The organism is Pseudomonas sp. BS-2016, assembly GCF_001806145.1.
Lineage (GTDB): Bacteria > Pseudomonadota > Gammaproteobacteria > Pseudomonadales > Pseudomonadaceae > Aquipseudomonas > Aquipseudomonas lundensis.
The window spans coordinates 170,784-188,135 of the sequence record NZ_MLCT01000024.1 but is presented as its reverse complement, the minus strand read 5'-3'; the positions used below and the strand labels follow the sequence as shown (position 1 = coordinate 188,135).

The following is a 17,352-nucleotide window of genomic DNA, read 5'->3' as shown; positions in this document are numbered from 1 at the left end:
ATGGCTCAGGGCGTCGAGACACTTTTAGCCCCTCCCCATCGCGCAAAATGGCTCGATGGGGATTCTAATAATGAAAAACCCTTATGCTCCCGGTTTTTGGTGTGCGGTCGTCGCGGTGGTGCTGCTGTCAGCGACGTACTTCTACGGCATCATGCTGGCGCACCAAATCGACACAGCGTTGTTCTTCCTCGACAGCGCCAGCGCGCTGATTGCGGTATTGGCCATTGCAGTGGTGGCCTGGGCGTTGCTGCAAACCCGACAAATCAAGAAGCGTCAGGTTGAAGCCGGTCAGACCCGGGTTCTGATCTGGGACACCAAAATCGCGTTACGCCGCGTTGAAACAGTCTTCGATCGCTACTTCTGGGGCAGCTATTGGCAGCCAGGACGCACGTTTGAGGCGTTCATGGGCGAGCTGACCGGCACGCCCCTCGAAAAAAGCCTGGATGCCCTTAAATCCCAATGCCTGCAACTCGATAAAGCCTTGCCCAGCGAAGAGCGTCAATGGCTCGATAACGCGCGTGAGTTAGCTGACGTGGCCGCTGCCATGGCCCGAGAGCGGTATCAGCTGGATTACTCCGATTCGTCTGTGAATTCTGTGGGAGAAATCTGCGTCGACCATGACCTGGAAGTCTTGGTGTACACCTGGAGCGCCATCCTCAAAAATTTCGATCACCGCCTAGACGAAATAGAGCGCCTCATGGCCCGTTCAGCCTGAATTTACGTGACTGAAAATGTCCGAAAGAAGCGTGTGGCCAGTTGCCAGTGATACCCTGCTGCCACTTTTCGGCCCATGACGGGCTTGGCAAAGACCGCTTTTACTTTCAACACAACGGACATTGAACGGGTCAACTGATGAATAAACCATTAGGCGTGTTAGTAGGGATTGTTGTTATTGCAGGTGCTCTGAATACCGCAGGCGCGTGGTACACCGGAACCAAACTGGAAGGCGTGTTGCAAACGTCGATTCAGGAGGCCAACAAGGAACTGGCGTCTCAGTTGCAAGGCACGCCCACCCACGGTTCGGTCGAGCTGGTCTCGCTTGACCGCCACCTCTACAGCAGCACTGCTCACTACCGCGTAAAGGTTGAAGATGACTCCGCCAGGCCGGATACCGAGCCTGTCGAGTTGCTGTTTGTGGCTGACATCGAGCATGGCCCGTTGCCGTGGTCGCGCCTCAAGACCTTTAAGTGGATGCCGGTCATGGCGACCACTACGTACGCGTTGGAAAAAACGCCCTTCACTGAAAAATGGTTTGCTGCCGCCAAAGATCAATCCCCGCTTCAGGGTCAGGTCACACTGAGTTACAACCGCTCGGTCGAAGGCCGCATGGAGTTTCTGCCCCTTGAGGTCGCACTGGACGAAAACTCCAGCCTCAGCTTCTCGGGCATGACCATGGAAGGGACGGCCGATGCCGACGGCCAAAACCTCAAAGGCAAAGGCTACATGGATCACTTCAAGCTGCACGCCGTGTCGCTGAACAAGCCGCCGTTGCTGATTGAGCTCAACGGGCTGACCGTGGCCAGTGACCTGGACAAAAGCGAATTTGGCTTCTTCCTTGGCCAGAACTTCTTGGGTTTGAGTGAAAGCCGAATCACCTTTGGCATTCGTCAGTCGCTGCTCAAGGTCAATAACTTCGAATACACCGGTTCCACTTCCGCCAACGGCAAACTGCTGTCGGGCCGCCTGGACTACAAAGTCGGCGATGTCTCGCTCAACAACAACCCGGTGGGGAGTGCGCAACTGGTCTTGAGCGCCAGCAGCCTGGACATCCCGGCGATGCAATCGATGTTGCAGATTTACCAGACCAAGTTTCAGCCAAAAGCGGACGGCGCCCTGCCCGCGAGTGAGCTGACCCCGGCTGAGCAAGTTCAACTGCAAACCAGTCTGGATACCTTGCTGGCGGCTAAGCCGCAGATGGCCGTCGAGAAATTGGCCGTGAAAACGCCACATGGCGAAAGCGAGTTTAACCTTGCGATGGCACTGGCTCAGCCTGCGGCCCTTGACCAGCCGCCCGTGGAAATCACCAAGCAACTGCTGACCTCGCTGGTTGCCAAGTTGCAGCTGTCCAAGCCGATGATTGCCGACCTCGCCGGTGTTCAGGCGCAACTGGAAGGCCAAACCGATCCGCAGACCCTGGCGCAGGTTGGCACGATGACCAGCGACATGGTCGGCAACATCGCTGTGGGCACCGGTCTGGCAAAAGTGGAAGGCAACAACATTGTCGCGTCGCTTGACTATGCAGCAGCACAAGTGGATTTCAACGGCCAGAAAATGAGCCTTGAAGACTTCATTACTCAAATGACCCAGCGCTTCAACGCGCCGATTCAGTAATGAACCGGCGGCTCGCGGCTTAGCGCCTCATACCTGTCAGCGGCAACAGAAAAATCTGTCGACGCTGACAGGTAGCGCGAGCGTCAGTACGCCAATGACCACGTCAGGCTGTAGGTCCGGCCGCGGCCCTGGTAGTCGTACAAGTATTCAGGTCCGTAGGTGGGTGAGTAGAACAGCGCGGCACGCTGGCCCCACACGGTGCTGTATTCCTTGTCGAGCAGGTTCTGGATACCGGCGCTGAAGGTGCCAAATTCGGTCTCTTGGCTGCCCATTAAATCGAACGTGGTGTACCCGCTGATTTTGTGGTCGGAATCGTCCTTGAGGGTGAACGCATGGTTGCCTTGCAGGCGTACGTTACGTCCATCCCCGTGCCAGCCCCCGAACGCGGTGGACTTGGACAAAGATGCGTAACGCGCATCGCGCTTCATCCAGTCGCCGTTGGCGTCTTCTTCCTCCGAACGCACCATGTGCAAGGTGCCACCCACCTCCCAACCGTCGCTGAAGTGACGGGTCAACGCGCCTTCGAAGCCGAAGTCGCGGCTCTTCTTGTCCGTGACATCAATCGTCAGCGTGGCGGCGTCTGTGGTGATGACTTTGTCCGACCAGATGTAGTAAATCGCGGCCTGCGCATCCCAATCCACGTCCGCGAAACGCCAGCCGGTCTCCACCTGGCGGCTTTTGATCCCGGCCAGCGGGTTGTCTTTAACGCTCAGCCCCGGCTTGCCGTAGTACTTGGCCGGATCCGGCAGATCGAAGCCTTCGCTGTAGTTGATCCAGGTCTGATGGCCGTTCTGGAAATCGTAGATGGTGCCCAGGTTGAACAGATTGACCGCGTAGTCGTTGCTGCCTCCCGGGACGTTTTTGAACACGCCCACATCCACGTCCATTTGCTGGCGCCGCGCGCCGCCCGACACGGTCAGGGCGTCGGTGAGCTTCCAGTCCAACTGCGCATACACCGACCGCCCGTCCACGCGATAACTGGGATAGCGCGGAGCTTTGCTCTGGGTGACCAGATCAAGGCCCCCGCTTTGCGAGGACATGGCCGAATCAAATACGCTTTGTTCGGCGTTGAAGCGCTCGCGATCCAGGTCCACGCCATACGTCAGCTTCAGGCTGTCCCACTGTTTGGCGAACAGTGCCTTGAGGCTGGTGACTTCAAAGTTTTGCTGCGAGGCGGCGAAGTAAACGCCTTTTGAGCCTTGGGGTTTGCCGGTGTTGTAGTAAGGAAACGGGAAGAAGTTGTTGTCTTCCTTTCGGTACGAACCTTGTAGGTAGAAGTCTTGCCCCAGTACGTCGCTGTGATGGTAGTTGGCGTTGAACAGCAGGCGTTTGGAGCGCGGCTCAAGGTCGGTGTCGTAGCCGCTGCGGATCTGGGCATCGTCCAGGTTGGACGGCGCCTTGTCATGCAGGTTGGGGAAGTAAATCCCCACGTTGCCGTGGTTGCCCGAGTCGTAATACTGCGCCAACAGGTCGAGGTCTTGCTCATCGTCGAGCTTGATCGCGAGGCTGCCCATCAGGTCGAGGGTGCGGTTGTACTGCAGGTCGGTCTGGGTGTTGTCGATAAACACCTGATCGCCTTTGCCATCGTAAAAGGCTTCGTTCTGCTCGCCTGAAATCCCCAGCCGACCATAGAGGCGCTCCGTGCCGCCGCTCACCGATTGCGAGATGCGGCTGGACAGGTCGTCGCTGTTGTTGAAGCCGCTGGTGGCCGACAGTTCGGTCTCGAATTGAGCCGGGCCGGGTGTGCCTTTTTTGGTCACGATATTGATGATCCCGCCCGTGGCACCGCCGCCGTACAGCGCGCTGGCGCCGGACAACACTTCGACCCGCTCCACGTTGAACGGCGAGATGCTGTCGAACTGTCGCGACAACCCGCGCGAGCTGTTCTGGCTGACACCGTCGATCATCACCAGCACGTTACGCCCGCGCATGTTTTGACCGTAGTTACTGCGCCCTTCGGGGGCCAGATCCAGCCCCGGCACCAGCTTGCCGATGGCCTCCTTCAGGGTGACGCCAGTGTCGAGTTGCTCTTGCAGCTGCACGTGATCGACCACCCACACGGTGCCCGGAATTTCGCTGATCGCGGTGCTGGTGCGAGCGCCCACGCTGACTTCCAGTGCCTTGAGTTGCAGGCTTTGGGCAGGCGCTTGGGGCTTGCGCAGAATCACCGTGCGTGCGTCGCTGAACTGCCAGTTCAGACCGCTGCCCGCCAGCAAGGTCTGCAATGCCTGCTCGACACTCATCTGGCCTTGCAACGCCGGGCTGTGCAGACCGGCGACTTCCGCAGACGTGAACAGCAGGTGCAAGTCGGCCTGATCGGCGAATTGGGTCAGGGCCTGGTCGAGGTCTTGGGCCGGGACGCTGACAGTGACCTGACGTGTGCTGACGGCTGCGGCCTGCGTCGTCGCTGCCTGAGCCGTGGCCTGCACGGTGCCGCCCAGGCTGGCGAGCACAGTGGTGGCGATCAACACCTGACGCAGTCGCTGTTCTTTTCGTTGTGCGTCACGCGGCTTTTTGACGTGCTCGACCATCGCTTTTGCAATCCTTCTTCGGGTTTTTATGTCGCAAATGAGAACGTATTTCGCTCTCAGTCTTACTACGACGATATGCCCGAGTGGATCTTGCAGTGCCCGCGAAGAATTATTTTCAGCGCACCCACGCCACAAACGGCAAATAGGTGATGTTCAGGCCGTAACGCTGCTCCAGGGTATGCAGCAGGTTGTGCGGGTCGTTGAGGTCGAACACACCGCTGATTTGCAGTGCGCCGAGCCCGGCATCGGGAACGATGATGCGCCCATATTGATAGCGCTCCAGCTCGGCCAGCACTTCTTGCAACGGTTTGCGGTTGAAGATCAGTTTGCCGCGATGCCAGGCCGTGAGCGCATGGGCGTCCACCTGATCGCGCTCGGCCAGTGTCTGTCCGGCCCGGTAAACCGCTAACTGATTGGATCGCAGCTCCAGGGTTTGCGCCTGATGCTCGACCTGTGCCGCGCCGGTGGCCACCAGCACCCGTGTTTGATCCGAGTCGCGGCGCACGCTGAATGTGGCGCTCTTGGCTTGCACCCGATCGGCGCCCGCCTCGACGATAAAAGGCCGCGACGGATCTTCAGCCACTTCAATCAGGGCTTCGCCCTTGCGCAGTGAGAGCGTGCGCCGGAGTTCATTAAAATCAACCGTGATCGCGCTGTTGCTGTTGAGCGTGACCCGCGAGCCATCGCTCAACACCCATTGCTGGCGCTGGCCAACGCCGGTGTGATGGGTGTCGAACCAGCCCGGCACGCCCTCGGCCGCGCTGTAACCGAATATCGCCAGCACCAGCCCGGCCGCCAGCCCGCTGGCCCAGCGTGCCGCCTTGCGGCGTGGGCGAGGTGTGTCGACGTGCGTGTGGGCCGTAGGGGTCAAGCCGATGTCTGCCCACAGCGCTTCGGCCTCTTGGGCCGCTGCTTTGTGCGCCGGGCTCAGGTGCTGCCACTGTGCATACGCCAGACGCTCTCGGGCCGTGGCGTCACCCGAGTGCAACCGGGTTAGCCAGTCAATGGCCTGATCGTCGAGGTCGTCAGTGGAGGGGCAAGGAGGCATTGCGGCGGGCTCAGGCATGGTTGTGTTTGAGCCAGTCACGGCAGTGGCGCAACGCCTGGCCAATGTATTTTGCCACCATACTCGGCGACACGCCCAGCTCGGCGGCGATCTGGGCTTGAGTCATCCCGTCGATGCGGCTCATAAGCAGTGCTTGCCGGGCGTTGGGCGATAACTGCTGCAACGCCTGGTCGAGAATCCCGATGCGTTCCTTGGCCAGCAGCAGCCCTTCAGGCGGCAGGCCCGGATCGACCAGTTCAACCGAGGGCGGCTCGGCGCTCAAATTGCGGGTCTGGCGCTGATCGATCCGCAACGCATCAATGGCCAGATTGCCCGCGACTTTGAAAATAAAGTGCCGATCATTCAACACCGTGATCGAGTGAGGATCGATCTTCGCCAATTTAATCCACGTTTCCTGTGCCACGTCCGCCGCCCGGTGGCGATCTCGCAGGCGGCGTGTCAGGAACGACAACAGATCGTCGTAATGCTCCTGAAAACTGGCCAGCAAGCGGGAAGGGGAAGGCGAGGGCATCACAGAGACTCAAGCGGGCAAGGGCGTGAATGAGAAGCCGTATCATTCATGATTGCTCGCCCCAGCGCAACGTCCCTGCGGGCAAGTCCCTGAAAGGGAGGGCGCCAGAATGGAGTACACCCGCCCTTCAACTGCACGTCCGGGTGCACATTCAGGCTCGGCAATGCTTCAAGCGATGACGTGCGGGAGAGTCAATAACAACGGAGGGGTAAAGCGGTTCCCTTGAGCAAGGGAAAGAAGATGGTGCACCAGGCGGGATTCGAACCCACGACCCCTGCCTTCGGAGGGCAGTACTCTATCCAGCTGAGCTACTGGTGCAGCGCGGGCGCCATGATACTCATCTGCGTGTCACCCGTCCATGCCGCTGATTGAGCGGGTGTTTCTCAAGCCGATATGGGCTATTAATGACGGCCGTGTGAGAAAAGGGAGAGGAACGCCGCTTGTTCTTTTTTTCGAACAGCCTATTGTCCTTTACCCCCTTTGCTCCTAGGATTCGTTTGAGATTTCAAACGCTCTTGTCTGAGTGCTAAACCGCACGCCGTGTGTGTTGTGCGTTTTTTGAACACTTTGGCAGTGAATGACTTCCTGACGGCAGCCACCTTTGGCGCCTTTCTACACTCAATAATTTGCTCCGCGCCCGCGCGGTGCTGTTAAGGAAAGCCCACATGCAGCTCAAAGACGCACAGTTGTTCCGCCAGCAAGCCTACATCGACGGGGTTTGGGTAGACGCCGACGGCGGCCAGACGATCAATGTTAACAACCCGGCCACCGGCGAAATTCTCGGCACTGTGCCAAAAATGGGTGCTGCGGAAACCCGCCGCGCCATTGAAGCTGCCGACAAAGCGCTGCCCGCCTGGCGTGCCCTGACTGCCAAAGAGCGTGCCACCAAACTGCGCCGCTGGTTCGAGCTGCTGATCGAACACCAGGATGACCTGGGTCGCCTGATGACGATGGAGCAAGGCAAGCCGCTGGCCGAAGCCAAGGGCGAGATCGTATACGCCGCGTCCTTCATCGAGTGGTTCGCTGAAGAAGCCAAGCGCATTTATGGCGACGTCATCCCGGGCCACCAGCCCGACAAGCGCCTGATCGTGATCAAGCAACCCATTGGCGTGACAGCGGCCATCACGCCGTGGAACTTCCCGGCGGCCATGATCACCCGTAAAGCAGGCCCCGCGTTGGCGGCCGGTTGCACCATGGTCATCAAACCGGCTTCGCAAACGCCTTTTTCCGCGTTGGCACTGGTGGAGCTGGCGCACCGCGCAGGCATTCCAAAGGGCGTGTTGAGCGTGGTCACCGGCAGCGCTGGCGACATCGGCGGCGAGCTGACCAGCAACCCGATCGTGCGCAAATTGTCCTTCACCGGCTCGACTGAAATTGGTCGCCAGTTGATGGCTGAATGCGCCAAGGACATCAAAAAAGTGTCGCTGGAGCTGGGTGGCAACGCGCCCTTTATCGTGTTCGATGACGCGGACCTGGATAAGGCCGTCGAAGGCGCGATTATTTCCAAATACCGCAACAACGGTCAGACCTGCGTCTGCGCCAACCGTCTGTACATTCAGGATTCGGTGTACGACGCGTTTGCTGAAAAACTCAAAGCGGCTGTGGGCAAGCTGAAGATCGGCAACGGTCTGGAAGAGGGCACCACCACCGGTCCGCTGATCGATGACAAGGCCGTGGCCAAAGTCAAAGAGCACATTGCAGACGCCGTGAGCAAAGGCGCCACCCTACTGACCGGTGGTAACAGCCTGGAAGGCAGCTTCTTCGAGCCGACTATTCTGGTTAACGTGCCGAAAAATGCCGCGGTGGCGAAGGAAGAGACCTTCGGTCCGCTGGCGCCGTTGTTCCGCTTCAAAGACGAAGCCGAAGTGATCGCGATGGCCAACGACACCGAGTTCGGTCTGGCGTCCTACTTCTATGCACGCGACCTGAGCCGTGTATTCCGTGTAGCAGAAGCCCTGGAATACGGCATGGTCGGTGTGAACACGGGTCTGATCTCCAATGAAGTCGCTCCTTTTGGGGGTATCAAGGCGTCGGGTCTGGGCCGTGAAGGCTCCAAATACGGCATCGAAGACTACCTGGAAATCAAATATCTCTGCCTGGGCATCTAACCCGGCGGGTGGTTCAGCAGAGGGGGCACGAGAGCGATGCTTCTTCTGCGTTTCAACGTGTTAATTCCTGTGGCCGGGAGCGCCATGCCAGTCGATCATCGCATGCTGGCCTGGTTGTCTGCCCGGCGCGTCAGCCTTGAACCACGCCGTTTGATGAGCGGCGAATGAGGACACCCATGAGCAACAAGACCAACGCATCCCTGATGAAACGCCGTGAAGCCGCTGTCCCGCGCGGTGTTGGCCAGATTCACCCGATCTTCGCCGAATCCGCGAAGAACGCTACCGTCACTGACGTTGAAGGCCGTGAATTCATCGACTTCGCAGGCGGTATTGCCGTACTCAACACCGGTCACCTGCACCCGAAAATCGTTGCCGCCGTTCAAGCGCAATTGACCAAACTGACCCACACCTGCTTCCAGGTGTTGGCCTATGAGCCCTACGTTGAGCTGTGCGAGAAAATCAACGCCAAGGTGCCGGGCAACTTCGACAAGAAAACCCTGTTGGTCACCACCGGTTCTGAAGCCGTGGAAAACGCCGTGAAAATCGCCCGTGCCGCCACGGGCCGTGCGGGTGTAATTGCCTTCACTGGCGCGTACCACGGTCGCACCATGATGACGTTGGGCCTGACCGGGAAAGTCGTGCCTTACTCGGCAGGCATGGGCCTGATGCCGGGCGGTATCTTCCGCGCGCTGTACCCGTGCGAGCTGCATGGCATCAGCGTTGATGACTCCATTGCCAGCATCGAGCGCATCTTCAAAAACGACGCCGAGCCAAAAGACATCGCCGCCATCATCATCGAGCCGGTACAGGGCGAAGGTGGTTTTTACGTGGCGCCGAAAGCGTTCATGGCGCGCCTGCGTGAGTTGTGCGACAAGCACGGCATCCTCTTGATCGCGGACGAAGTACAGACCGGCGCAGGCCGTACCGGTACGTTCTTCGCCATGGAGCAGATGGGCGTCACCGCCGACTTGACCACGTTCGCCAAATCCATCGCAGGCGGCTTCCCGCTGGCCGGTGTGTGCGGCAAGGCTGAACTGATGGACGCTATCGCACCGGGTGGTCTGGGTGGCACGTATGCCGGTAGCCCGATTGCCTGTGCGGCCGCGTTGGCCGTGCTGGAAGTGTTTGAAGAAGAGCACTTGCTGGACCGCTGCAAAGCAGTGGGCGAGCGTCTGGTCACCGGTTTGAAGGCGATTCAGGCCAAGTACCCGGTCATCGGTGATGTGCGTGCGTTGGGCGCGATGATCGCGGTCGAGCTGTTCGAAGGCGGCGATGCACACAAGCCAAACGCAGCGGCCGTGGCGCAAGTAGTCGCCAAAGCGCGTGAGAAAGGTCTGATCCTGCTGTCGTGCGGTCCTTACGGCAACGTCTTGCGGGTGCTGGTGCCGCTGACATCGCCTGACGAGCAACTGGACAAAGGCCTGGCCATCATCGAAGAGTGCTTCGCTGAACTGGCGTGAGCCCCGGCGTCTGAGATGTGACCTGTGACACAAAAAAACCGCTTCGGCGGTTTTTTTGCGTCTGTACAGCGCAAATAAGGCTTTTTGCCTGTATCCGACGCGTGGCATTGACTAAGGTGCATGGACATTTGCCGGAGCGTATTCATGACTGCTGTTGATGTACCCACTGCGCCGAGCGTGCTAATTGCCGAGACCGACCCGTGGTCTCGGGATCTGCTCAAACAAGTGGTACTGAGTGTGCGTTGCGACGCGCGACTGGATGTCTGTGGCGAAGGTCAGGAGGCGATCGCGCTCTTGGGTGACACGCGCTACGATCTGGTGATTGCCGACTGGGACCTCTCTGGCGTCAGTGGCCTCGACCTGTTGCGCCATGTGCGCCAGCGTCGGCGCAGCCCCGTGTTGCCGTTTATCTTGCTCAGTAATCGCAACGACAGTGCCAGCGTGCGTGAAGCCCTGCCACTGGCGCCCACGGCTTACCTGACCAAGCCGCTGGACATGCCCGGCCTGACACAGCGTCTGCAAGGCCTGCTGCTGAGTGCGGGGCAAGAGGTGGCGTGTGATGTTCCGGCGCTGACCCCCGGCATGACCCTCAAACGGTTTCTGGAACACCGGCGTGCCTCATCGGATGGCGCGCCTTTGCTGGCCGACGTGCAATTGGCGGTCAAACGCAGCCTCAATCCGGGTGGCCTGGACCTCAAACTGCTTGAGCAAGAAGTGCGCACCGATCCGCAAATCACGGCGGTGCTAATTGCGGCCGCCAACAGCGCGGCCCAGCATCGGGCGAGTCCGGTGCAGACGCTGGCACAGGCGTTGCAACGCCTCGGGCCCGCACAAAGCATGAACCTGGTGCTCGGGTTGACCCTCAAGCGTAGCGCTCGCCTCAGCGATCCTTGCCTGGCCGATTACGCGGAACATTACTGGAACGCGTCGCTGCACACGGCTGAATACGGGCGCACGCTGGCGCGCATGTTGAGCCTGGATCAGGAGCGCTGTTATTGCGCCGGGTTATTGCACCGTCTGGGTGATCTGGCGCTGTTGCGCTGTCTGCAAGAGTGGCTACAGGCTGGCGGCGCGCTGGACACGCAAGCCATTGACGAGTCGCTGGCGGAGTTCGGCGCGGCCTATGGTTCGGCATTGCGCACGCGCTGGCGCTTGCCACTGGAACTGCGTGAGCTGATCGCAGCGATCTATCACTTGGGTGGCGGGGTGTATTCGCGGGAGGCGTTGCTGATGAATCTGGCGGGGCAGGTGGCCAGTTTGCAGCCTGAAGAAGGGGTGGACGCGGTGGCAAAAAGCAAAACGGCACGCCTGTTGAAAGTCGGCGTGCCGGAGCTGGAGCGTTTGGTCAAAAAGGCTTGAGTGCGCGTCACTGCTACCGCAAGCAGCAGTGACGCGTTCCCGATCAGACCGCTGCGGGGCGCAGCGAGTAGGTTTTCAATTGCTTGGCGAAATCCCGCAGCGATTGAATCCCGCTGGCTTCGGCCTCGTGAACCCACTCTTTGATCGCCGCCAGCATGTCGTGCCCGTTGGAGCTGGTCTTGACCCAGATCTGTTGCAAGGCCAGACGCTTCTCGTAAATCACTTTCAGCGACTGGCTGTGCTCCAGCAGCGTCTCGATACGTTGGTGATGACGGTCTTCCAGCAAGCTGGTTTCGCGCGACAGCAAGCGCTTGGCGCGGCGGAACTGATGACGTACCGAATGATCGACCTTGGCCAGCTCTTGCTGAACCAGCGGTGCGATGACCAGCTTGCGGTACTGCGCCATGATCTGGAAACGGTTGTTCAGAATGGCCATGGCGGTGTCCATGTCCAGGCTGCCTTTGCCCTCGACCCGGTGGGCGATGGGCGCAACACGCTGCACTTTGGCCAGGCGTAAAAAGCTGAACACTTTGATCCACGCCCAGCCGAGGTCGAACTCCCACTTTTTCACCGACATCTTGGCCGAGTTCGGGTAGGTGTGGTGATTGTTATGCAGCTCTTCGCCACCAATGATGATGCCCCACGGCACCAGGTTGGTCGCCGCGTCGCGGCATTCGAAGTTGCGATAACCCACCGCGTGGCCCAGACCGTTCACCACACCGGCGGCCCAGACTGGAATCCACATCATCTGGATCGCCCAGATGGTCAGGCCGATGGCGCCGAACAGCAGCAGGTCGATAGCGAGCATGATCGCAACGCCCAGCAATTTGTAGCGCGAGTATAGATTGCGCTCAATCCAGTCTTCGGGGCAGTTCTTGCCATAGATGCGCAGGGTTTCGGGGTTTTGCGCTTCTTCGCGATAAAGTTCTGCACCTTTGCGCAGAACGGTCGATAACCCTTTGATGACCGGGCTATGCGGGTCATCGGCGGTTTCGCATTTGGCGTGGTGCTTGCGGTGGATGGCTGTCCACTCGCGGGTGTTCTGTGCGGTGGTGAGCCACAGCCAGAAGCGGAAGAAGTGTTTCAGGCCACCATTGAGCTCCAGGGAGCGGTGAGCTGAGTAGCGATGGAGATAAACCGTGACACCGATAATGGTCACGTGGGTCATCAACAGAGTGACTGCCACCAGTTGCCAGGCTGACAGGTCAAGTAAACCGTTGTACCACATAGGCTGTTTGGCCCTCGGGAAGATGAAAAAAACTGCAACACGCATTATCACTATGCAGGCAGATAAAACCAGTCGGCCTTTCAGATAACAGTCGCCGGATGTTTCTTACACTATAATTCCTCTTTTTTTGTAGGCGTTTTAACTGTCTTATGTCGGTTTCTTATCGTGATGCCATGCGTGCAGCCCTGTTATACGGGCTGTTGTCGGTTTTATGGCTGTTTCTCACTGATCACTTATTGAACAGTTTTCTTGATGATTCAGCCCAACTGGCGCGCTGGCAGCGGGTAAATAGCTACGTGTGGGTGGGTGTCAGTGCGGGACTGATATTCCTTGCGCGTGCCCGATTGTTCAGTTTTCTGGGCATGGGCGCTCGCTTGCGCCGCCAGCGTCTGGATCAAGAGCGTCTGCGTCAGGCTGCGGTGGTGTTCGACTGTACCCGGGAAGGGGTGCTGGTCAGCGACCACAACGGAGTCATCGTGCACGTGAACCCGGCCTTGGTAAAAATCACCGGTTATGCGCCCGAGGAAGTGCTGGGTCAACGGCCCAATATGTTCAAGTCGGGGCATCATGGGCCGGAATTTTATCAGGCTGTGTTCGAATCGCTGGAAAAAACCGGCGAATGGCACGGTGAAATCTGGAATCGACGCAAAAGTGGTGAGATCTATCCTCAATGGCAGACAATCCGGGCTGTTCGCGACAATAAAGATCAGATCACGCATTACGTTGCCGTGTTTTCCGATATTTCCGCGATCAAAAATACCCAGAGCGAGTTGATGCGTCTGGCGCATCACGACCCGCTGACCGACTTGCCCAACCGCCTGCTGTTTACTGACCGTGCCGAGCAGGCGTTGGCTTACGCACAGCGTCACAAGTCGGGTTGCGCGCTGCTGATGATCGACCTCGACCATTTCAAAATCATCAACGACAGCATGGGCCACAACGTGGGCGATCTGTTGCTCAAGGCGGTGGGCGAGCGCCTGACGGCGGTGTTTGGCAAAGGCTTTACCGTGGCTCGCCTGGGCGGCGATGAATTCGCCGTGCTGGTGGAAAACTGCACCCAGGTTGCGCAGGCGGCCGGCTTTGCCCAGCAAGTGCTCGAAGTCATGAAGGGCGCGTTCATCATAGAAACCCACCAGCTGTTTATCAGCGCCAGCGTGGGCATTAGCTTGTACCCCAATGACGCCCTGAATGCCGAACAACTGCTGCGCAATGCCGACTCGGCGCTGTTCAAGGCCAAAAGTGCGGGCCGCGAAGGCTACGCGTTGTACACCGAAGAGCTGACCGCACACGCGCAATACCGTATCGAAGTGGCCAGTGATTTGCGGCGTGCCCTGGAGCAGCAAGAGCTGCGGGTGTATTTCCAGCCGGTCCACGATCTGACCACCAGCCGCATGGTGGGCGTGGAGGCGCTGGTGCGCTGGCAGCATCCGCAGCGCGGTCTGGTGGCGCCAGGCGAATTTATCCCGATTGCCGAGCGCACGGGGCTGATTGCCGAGATTGATGCGTGGGTGCTTGAGCAGGCGTGCTGGCAAATGTGCCAATGGCAAGCGGCGGGCGTGGATTTGTCGTTTGTCGCCGTGAACATTTCCAGCCGTCTGTTTGCACGGCCCGAGCTGTATCAGTTGGTGTCCACGGTATTGGCCGACACCGGTCTGAACCCGGCGTTGCTGGAGCTGGAAGTGACCGAAAGTGCGGTCATGGACAACTCGGAGGTGGCGCTCGAGCAGATGCATCGTCTGCGTGAGCTGGGCTTGCGGCTGGCGATTGATGACTTCGGTACCGGATTCTCTTCGTTGTTACGCCTCAAGCGTTTGCCCGTGCAAAAGCTAAAAATCGACCAGGGATTTGTCGCCGGCCTACCCGGTGACGATGACGATGTGGCGATTGTGCGCGCTGTCATCGCGTTGGCTCAGAGCATGGGCATGCAGGTGCATGCTGAAGGCATCGAGTATGTCGAACAGGCGCAGTTCCTGCTCGACCACCATTGCGACTTGGGGCAGGGTTACTGGTTTGGCCGCCCGATGCCCGCCCGTGATCTGGATTGGCAGCGGGCTCCGGCGATCCGCCCCTGAGCGCGGGCTCAGTTCTTCTCGGGTGGCAGCTCTGGCAGCGCGCGTAATGCGGCTTCGTACCACTCAGTATTGAAGGCGCGGTCTTCTTCGAGGATCGCGTCAATTTCCACGGCCAGCACGTGGGCCATCAAGTTCAGAATCTCTTCGCGCTCATAGCCCACCAGGGTCAGCTTGTTGAACGTGGCTTTGGCGGCTGGCGGGTTGTCGGCCTCGATCTGGTTTTCGATGGCTTCGATCAGGGTGTTTTCGGCGAACGTTTCTTCGTCGTTATCGATGTCTGTTGGCTCGCTCATGGGCAGGCTCCTTAAGTAAAGGCCGGCAGTTTAACTGCATTCAGCACAATGATGCTGCTAGCCAGTCCGGTGGCGAAGCTCTATAACAAGCGCTGCCCACCCCAACCTGGCCTGGAGGCTTCGCAATGCTCAAGCTTTATGGATTTGCCGTCAGCAACTACTACAACATGGTCAAAATGGCGCTGCTGGAAAAAGGCGTGCCCTTCGAGGAAGTGCCTTTTTTTGCCGCGCAAACCCCTGAAGCGCTGGCCATCAGCCCGCGTGGCAAAGTGCCTGTGCTGGGGGTTGAGCAAGGGTTCGTCAACGAAACCAGCGTGATCCTTCAATACATTGAGGACACCCAGCCGGGCATCCGTCTGTTGCCGGTCGATCCGTTCGAGCGTGCGCAGGTGCTGGCGCTGGCCAAGGAAATCGAGCTGTATATCGAGTTGCCGGCCCGCGCCTGTTACCCCGAGGCGTTTTTTGGCATGAGCGTGCCGGACGTCATCAAAGAAAAAGCCAAGGCCGAGCTGATTCAGGGCATTTCGTCTCTGGGCAGGCACGGCAAATTCGCCCCGTATGTGGCTGGCGAAACGTTCACCGTGGCGGATATTTTCTTCCTCTACAGCGTGAGTCTGGCGTGTGCTGTCGGGCAGAAAGTGTTTGAACTGGATTTGCTGGCCGAATGGCCTGCGGCCAAAGCATTACTCAAGCAGCTTGAGCAAACCCCGCACGCACAGAAGATCGCAGCCGACAAAGACGCGGCCATGCCGCAATTTTTGGCGTGGATCAGTAGCAAGAAGTAATCGGACGCCCTTGGGCGCCCGACGAAGTCGCTGGCGAGTGGCATGAGGCCGGTTGATAGGGCGGCGCCCGATCACCGCCTCGTGTCTCGACAGCGATTCCAGGTATCAGCGGTTGGCCAGCAAGGCTTTGCCGCGAGCAACCGCAGCCTTGACCTGTGCCGGGGCTGTGCCGCCGATATGGTTACGCGCATTGACCGAGCCTTCCAGGGTCAGCACTGCAAACACGTCATCGTCGATCTGGTCACTGAACTGACGCAGTTCTTCGAGGCTCATCTCAGCCAGGTCCTTGCCTGTTTCAACCCCGTACTTGACCGCGTGGCCCACGATTTCGTGGCAGTCGCGGAACGGCAGGCCGCGGCGTACCAGGTAGTCCGCCAGGTCGGTCGCCGTGGAGAACCCGCGCAGTGCGGCTTCGCGCATGATGGCGTGCTTGGGTTTGATCGCCGGGATCATGTCGGCAAACGCCCGCAGCGAATCGCGCAGGGTGTCGGCGGCATCGAATAACGGCTCTTTGTCTTCCTGATTGTCCTTGTTGTAGGCCAGCGGCTGGCCCTTCATCAAGGTCAGCAGGCCCATCAGGGCGCCGAATACACGGCCGCTTTTGCCACGAACCAGCTCGGGCACGTCAGGGTTTTTCTTTTGCGGCATGATCGAGCTGCCGGTGCAGAAGCGGTCAGGCAGGTCAATGAACTGGAACTGCGCGCTGGTCCACAGCACCAACTCTTCGGAGAAGCGCGACAAGTGCATCATCGCGATGCTGGCGGCAGCGCAGAACTCGATGGCGAAATCGCGATCCGACACGTTGTCCAGCGAGTTGCCACCCACGGCGTCGAAGCCCAGCAATTGTGCGGTGAATTCGCGATCGATCGGGTACGTGGTGCCCGCCAGCGCGGCGCTGCCCAGCGGCATGCGGTTGGTGCGCTTGCGGCAGTCCACAAGGCGCTCGTAGTCGCGGCTGAGCATTTCAAACCACGCCAGCATGTGGTGACCGAATGTCACGGGCTGGGCAGTTTGCAGGTGGGTGAAGCCGGGCATGATGGTCTCGGCTTCGCGTTCAGCCTGCTCCAGCAGCCCTTTTTGCAAGCGGGTGATTTCAGCCAGGATGAGGTCGATTTCATCGCGCAGCCACAAGCGGATATCCGTCGCAACCTGATCGTTACGGCTACGGCCGGTGTGCAGTTTTTTGCCGGTCACGCCGATGCGGTCGGTCAGACGCGCCTCGATGTTCATGTGCACGTCTTCCAGATCAATGCGCCAGTCAAACGTACCGGCTTCAATTTCGCTCTGGATGGTCTTCAAGCCATCGATGATGCTATCGCGTTCGGCATCGGTCAGCACACCGACCTTGGCCAGCATGGTGGCGTGGGCCACGGAGCCCATGATGTCGTGACGATAAAGGCGCTGGTCGAAGGTGACGGAGGCGGTGAAGCGCGCAACGAAGGCGTCGACGGGTTCACTGAAGCGGCCGCCCCAGGACTGATTGGTCTTGTCGGTGCTCATGGATTCGCTCGTAATCGGCTGAGGGGAGTTACACAAAAAGTTACCGCGAATCATAACAGGGTTGCCGTTCAAGGCGTTGACGCAGGTCGGTTGGTTTTTGTCCGAACT

The 17,352-nt window shown here is 59.2% G+C and carries 13 protein-coding genes, 1 tRNA gene and 1 pseudogene; 8 read left to right on the top strand and 7 right to left on the bottom strand.

Annotation, left to right across the window (positions count from 1 at the left end; translation table 11 throughout):
• Positions 1-70 precede the first annotated feature (70 nt).
• Positions 71-715, top strand: coding sequence for an NADH:ubiquinone oxidoreductase subunit N (locus BKD70_RS14590; RefSeq protein WP_047272786.1), 645 nt, complete (start codon positions 71-73; stop codon positions 713-715).
• A gap of 137 nt (positions 716-852) precedes the next feature.
• Positions 853-2,331, top strand: coding sequence for a YdgA family protein (locus BKD70_RS14585; protein ID WP_047272787.1), 1,479 nt, complete (start codon positions 853-855; stop codon positions 2,329-2,331).
• 83 nt (positions 2,332-2,414) lie between these two features.
• Here the strand turns inward: BKD70_RS14585 and BKD70_RS14580 are convergent, their stop codons facing one another.
• The 4 genes and pseudogenes from BKD70_RS14580 to BKD70_RS14565 all read right to left on the bottom strand — a co-directional run bounded on the left by BKD70_RS14580 (position 2,415) and on the right by BKD70_RS14565 (position 6,757).
• A complete protein-coding gene (locus BKD70_RS14580; RefSeq protein ID WP_240477995.1) occupies positions 2,415-4,862 on the bottom strand; it encodes a TonB-dependent receptor in 2,448 nt (815 codons plus the stop codon).
• A 115-nt stretch (positions 4,863-4,977) separates the two neighbouring features.
• Positions 4,978-5,910, bottom strand: a complete 933-nt coding sequence (locus BKD70_RS14575) for a FecR family protein (RefSeq protein ID WP_047272788.1) — start codon at positions 5,908-5,910, stop codon at positions 4,978-4,980.
• 22 nt (positions 5,911-5,932) lie between these two features.
• Positions 5,933-6,439: pseudogene (locus BKD70_RS14570) on the bottom strand (RNA polymerase sigma factor); the annotation flags it as partial.
• 241 nt (positions 6,440-6,680) lie between these two features.
• Positions 6,681-6,757: transfer RNA gene (locus tag BKD70_RS14565), tRNA-Arg, on the bottom strand.
• 347 nt (positions 6,758-7,104) lie between these two features.
• Between BKD70_RS14565 and gabD the strand changes: the two genes are divergently transcribed.
• The 4 genes from gabD to BKD70_RS14550 all read left to right on the top strand — a co-directional run bounded on the left by gabD (position 7,105) and on the right by BKD70_RS14550 (position 11,366).
• Positions 7,105-8,547 carry an NADP-dependent succinate-semialdehyde dehydrogenase gene (gabD, locus tag BKD70_RS14560; RefSeq protein WP_047272790.1) on the top strand — a complete coding sequence of 481 codons (1,443 nt, stop codon included), beginning with the start codon at positions 7,105-7,107 and terminating at the stop codon, positions 8,545-8,547.
• Positions 8,548-8,583: 36 nt separating this feature from the next.
• Positions 8,584-8,715 (top strand): hypothetical protein, encoded by a 132-nt coding sequence (locus BKD70_RS25390; RefSeq protein ID WP_255164129.1) that lies wholly within the window; start codon positions 8,584-8,586, stop codon positions 8,713-8,715.
• An 8-nt stretch (positions 8,716-8,723) separates the two neighbouring features.
• The gene (gene gabT, locus BKD70_RS14555; RefSeq protein WP_047272791.1) at positions 8,724-10,007 is read left to right on the top strand and encodes a 4-aminobutyrate--2-oxoglutarate transaminase; all 1,284 of its coding nucleotides are present in this window, start codon (positions 8,724-8,726) and stop codon (positions 10,005-10,007) included.
• Positions 10,008-10,151: 144 nt separating this feature from the next.
• The gene (locus tag BKD70_RS14550) at positions 10,152-11,366 is read left to right on the top strand and encodes a response regulator (protein ID WP_047272792.1); all 1,215 of its coding nucleotides are present in this window, start codon (positions 10,152-10,154) and stop codon (positions 11,364-11,366) included.
• A gap of 43 nt (positions 11,367-11,409) precedes the next feature.
• Here the strand turns inward: BKD70_RS14550 and desA are convergent, their stop codons facing one another.
• Positions 11,410-12,594 (bottom strand): delta-9 fatty acid desaturase DesA, encoded by a 1,185-nt coding sequence (desA, locus tag BKD70_RS14545; RefSeq protein WP_047272793.1) that lies wholly within the window; start codon positions 12,592-12,594, stop codon positions 11,410-11,412.
• Positions 12,595-12,743: 149 nt separating this feature from the next.
• Between desA and dibA the strand changes: the two genes are divergently transcribed.
• Complete coding sequence (gene dibA / locus BKD70_RS14540) at positions 12,744-14,666, top strand: phosphodiesterase DibA (RefSeq protein WP_047272794.1); 1,923 nt, start codon at positions 12,744-12,746, stop codon at positions 14,664-14,666.
• Positions 14,667-14,674: 8 nt separating this feature from the next.
• Here the strand turns inward: dibA and BKD70_RS14535 are convergent, their stop codons facing one another.
• The gene (locus BKD70_RS14535) at positions 14,675-14,959 is read right to left on the bottom strand and encodes a hypothetical protein (RefSeq protein WP_047272795.1); all 285 of its coding nucleotides are present in this window, start codon (positions 14,957-14,959) and stop codon (positions 14,675-14,677) included.
• A 125-nt stretch (positions 14,960-15,084) separates the two neighbouring features.
• Between BKD70_RS14535 and BKD70_RS14530 the strand changes: the two genes are divergently transcribed.
• On the top strand, positions 15,085-15,744 hold the full coding sequence (locus BKD70_RS14530) for a glutathione S-transferase family protein (RefSeq protein ID WP_047272796.1): 660 nt from the start codon (positions 15,085-15,087) through the stop codon (positions 15,742-15,744).
• 105 nt (positions 15,745-15,849) lie between these two features.
• On the opposite strand, the gene argH is transcribed toward BKD70_RS14530, so the two are convergent.
• Positions 15,850-17,244 carry an argininosuccinate lyase gene (gene argH, locus BKD70_RS14525; RefSeq protein ID WP_047272797.1) on the bottom strand — a complete coding sequence of 465 codons (1,395 nt, stop codon included), beginning with the start codon at positions 17,242-17,244 and terminating at the stop codon, positions 15,850-15,852.
• Positions 17,245-17,352 lie beyond the last annotated feature (108 nt).

What these genes read in the sequence shown, in the direction of transcription:
- argH (WP_047272797.1), bottom strand. Translation starts at nt 17,244, where the DNA reads ATGAGCACCGACAAGACCAATCAGTCCTGGGGCGGCCGCTTCAGTGAA.
- dibA (WP_047272794.1), top strand. Translation starts at nt 12,744, where the DNA reads ATGTCGGTTTCTTATCGTGATGCCATGCGTGCAGCCCTGTTATACGGG.
- BKD70_RS14585 (WP_047272787.1), top strand. Translation starts at nt 853, where the DNA reads ATGAATAAACCATTAGGCGTGTTAGTAGGGATTGTTGTTATTGCAGGT.
- BKD70_RS14535 (WP_047272795.1), bottom strand. Translation starts at nt 14,959, where the DNA reads ATGAGCGAGCCAACAGACATCGATAACGACGAAGAAACGTTCGCCGAA.
- BKD70_RS14580 (WP_240477995.1), bottom strand. Translation starts at nt 4,862, where the DNA reads ATGGTCGAGCACGTCAAAAAGCCGCGTGACGCACAACGAAAAGAACAG.
- BKD70_RS25390 (WP_255164129.1), top strand. Translation starts at nt 8,584, where the DNA reads ATGCTTCTTCTGCGTTTCAACGTGTTAATTCCTGTGGCCGGGAGCGCC.
- BKD70_RS14590 (WP_047272786.1), top strand. Translation starts at nt 71, where the DNA reads ATGAAAAACCCTTATGCTCCCGGTTTTTGGTGTGCGGTCGTCGCGGTG.
- gabT (WP_047272791.1), top strand. Translation starts at nt 8,724, where the DNA reads ATGAGCAACAAGACCAACGCATCCCTGATGAAACGCCGTGAAGCCGCT.
- gabD (WP_047272790.1), top strand. Translation starts at nt 7,105, where the DNA reads ATGCAGCTCAAAGACGCACAGTTGTTCCGCCAGCAAGCCTACATCGAC.
- BKD70_RS14575 (WP_047272788.1), bottom strand. Translation starts at nt 5,910, where the DNA reads ATGCCTCCTTGCCCCTCCACTGACGACCTCGACGATCAGGCCATTGAC.
- BKD70_RS14550 (WP_047272792.1), top strand. Translation starts at nt 10,152, where the DNA reads ATGACTGCTGTTGATGTACCCACTGCGCCGAGCGTGCTAATTGCCGAG.
- BKD70_RS14530 (WP_047272796.1), top strand. Translation starts at nt 15,085, where the DNA reads ATGCTCAAGCTTTATGGATTTGCCGTCAGCAACTACTACAACATGGTC.
- desA (WP_047272793.1), bottom strand. Translation starts at nt 12,594, where the DNA reads ATGTGGTACAACGGTTTACTTGACCTGTCAGCCTGGCAACTGGTGGCA.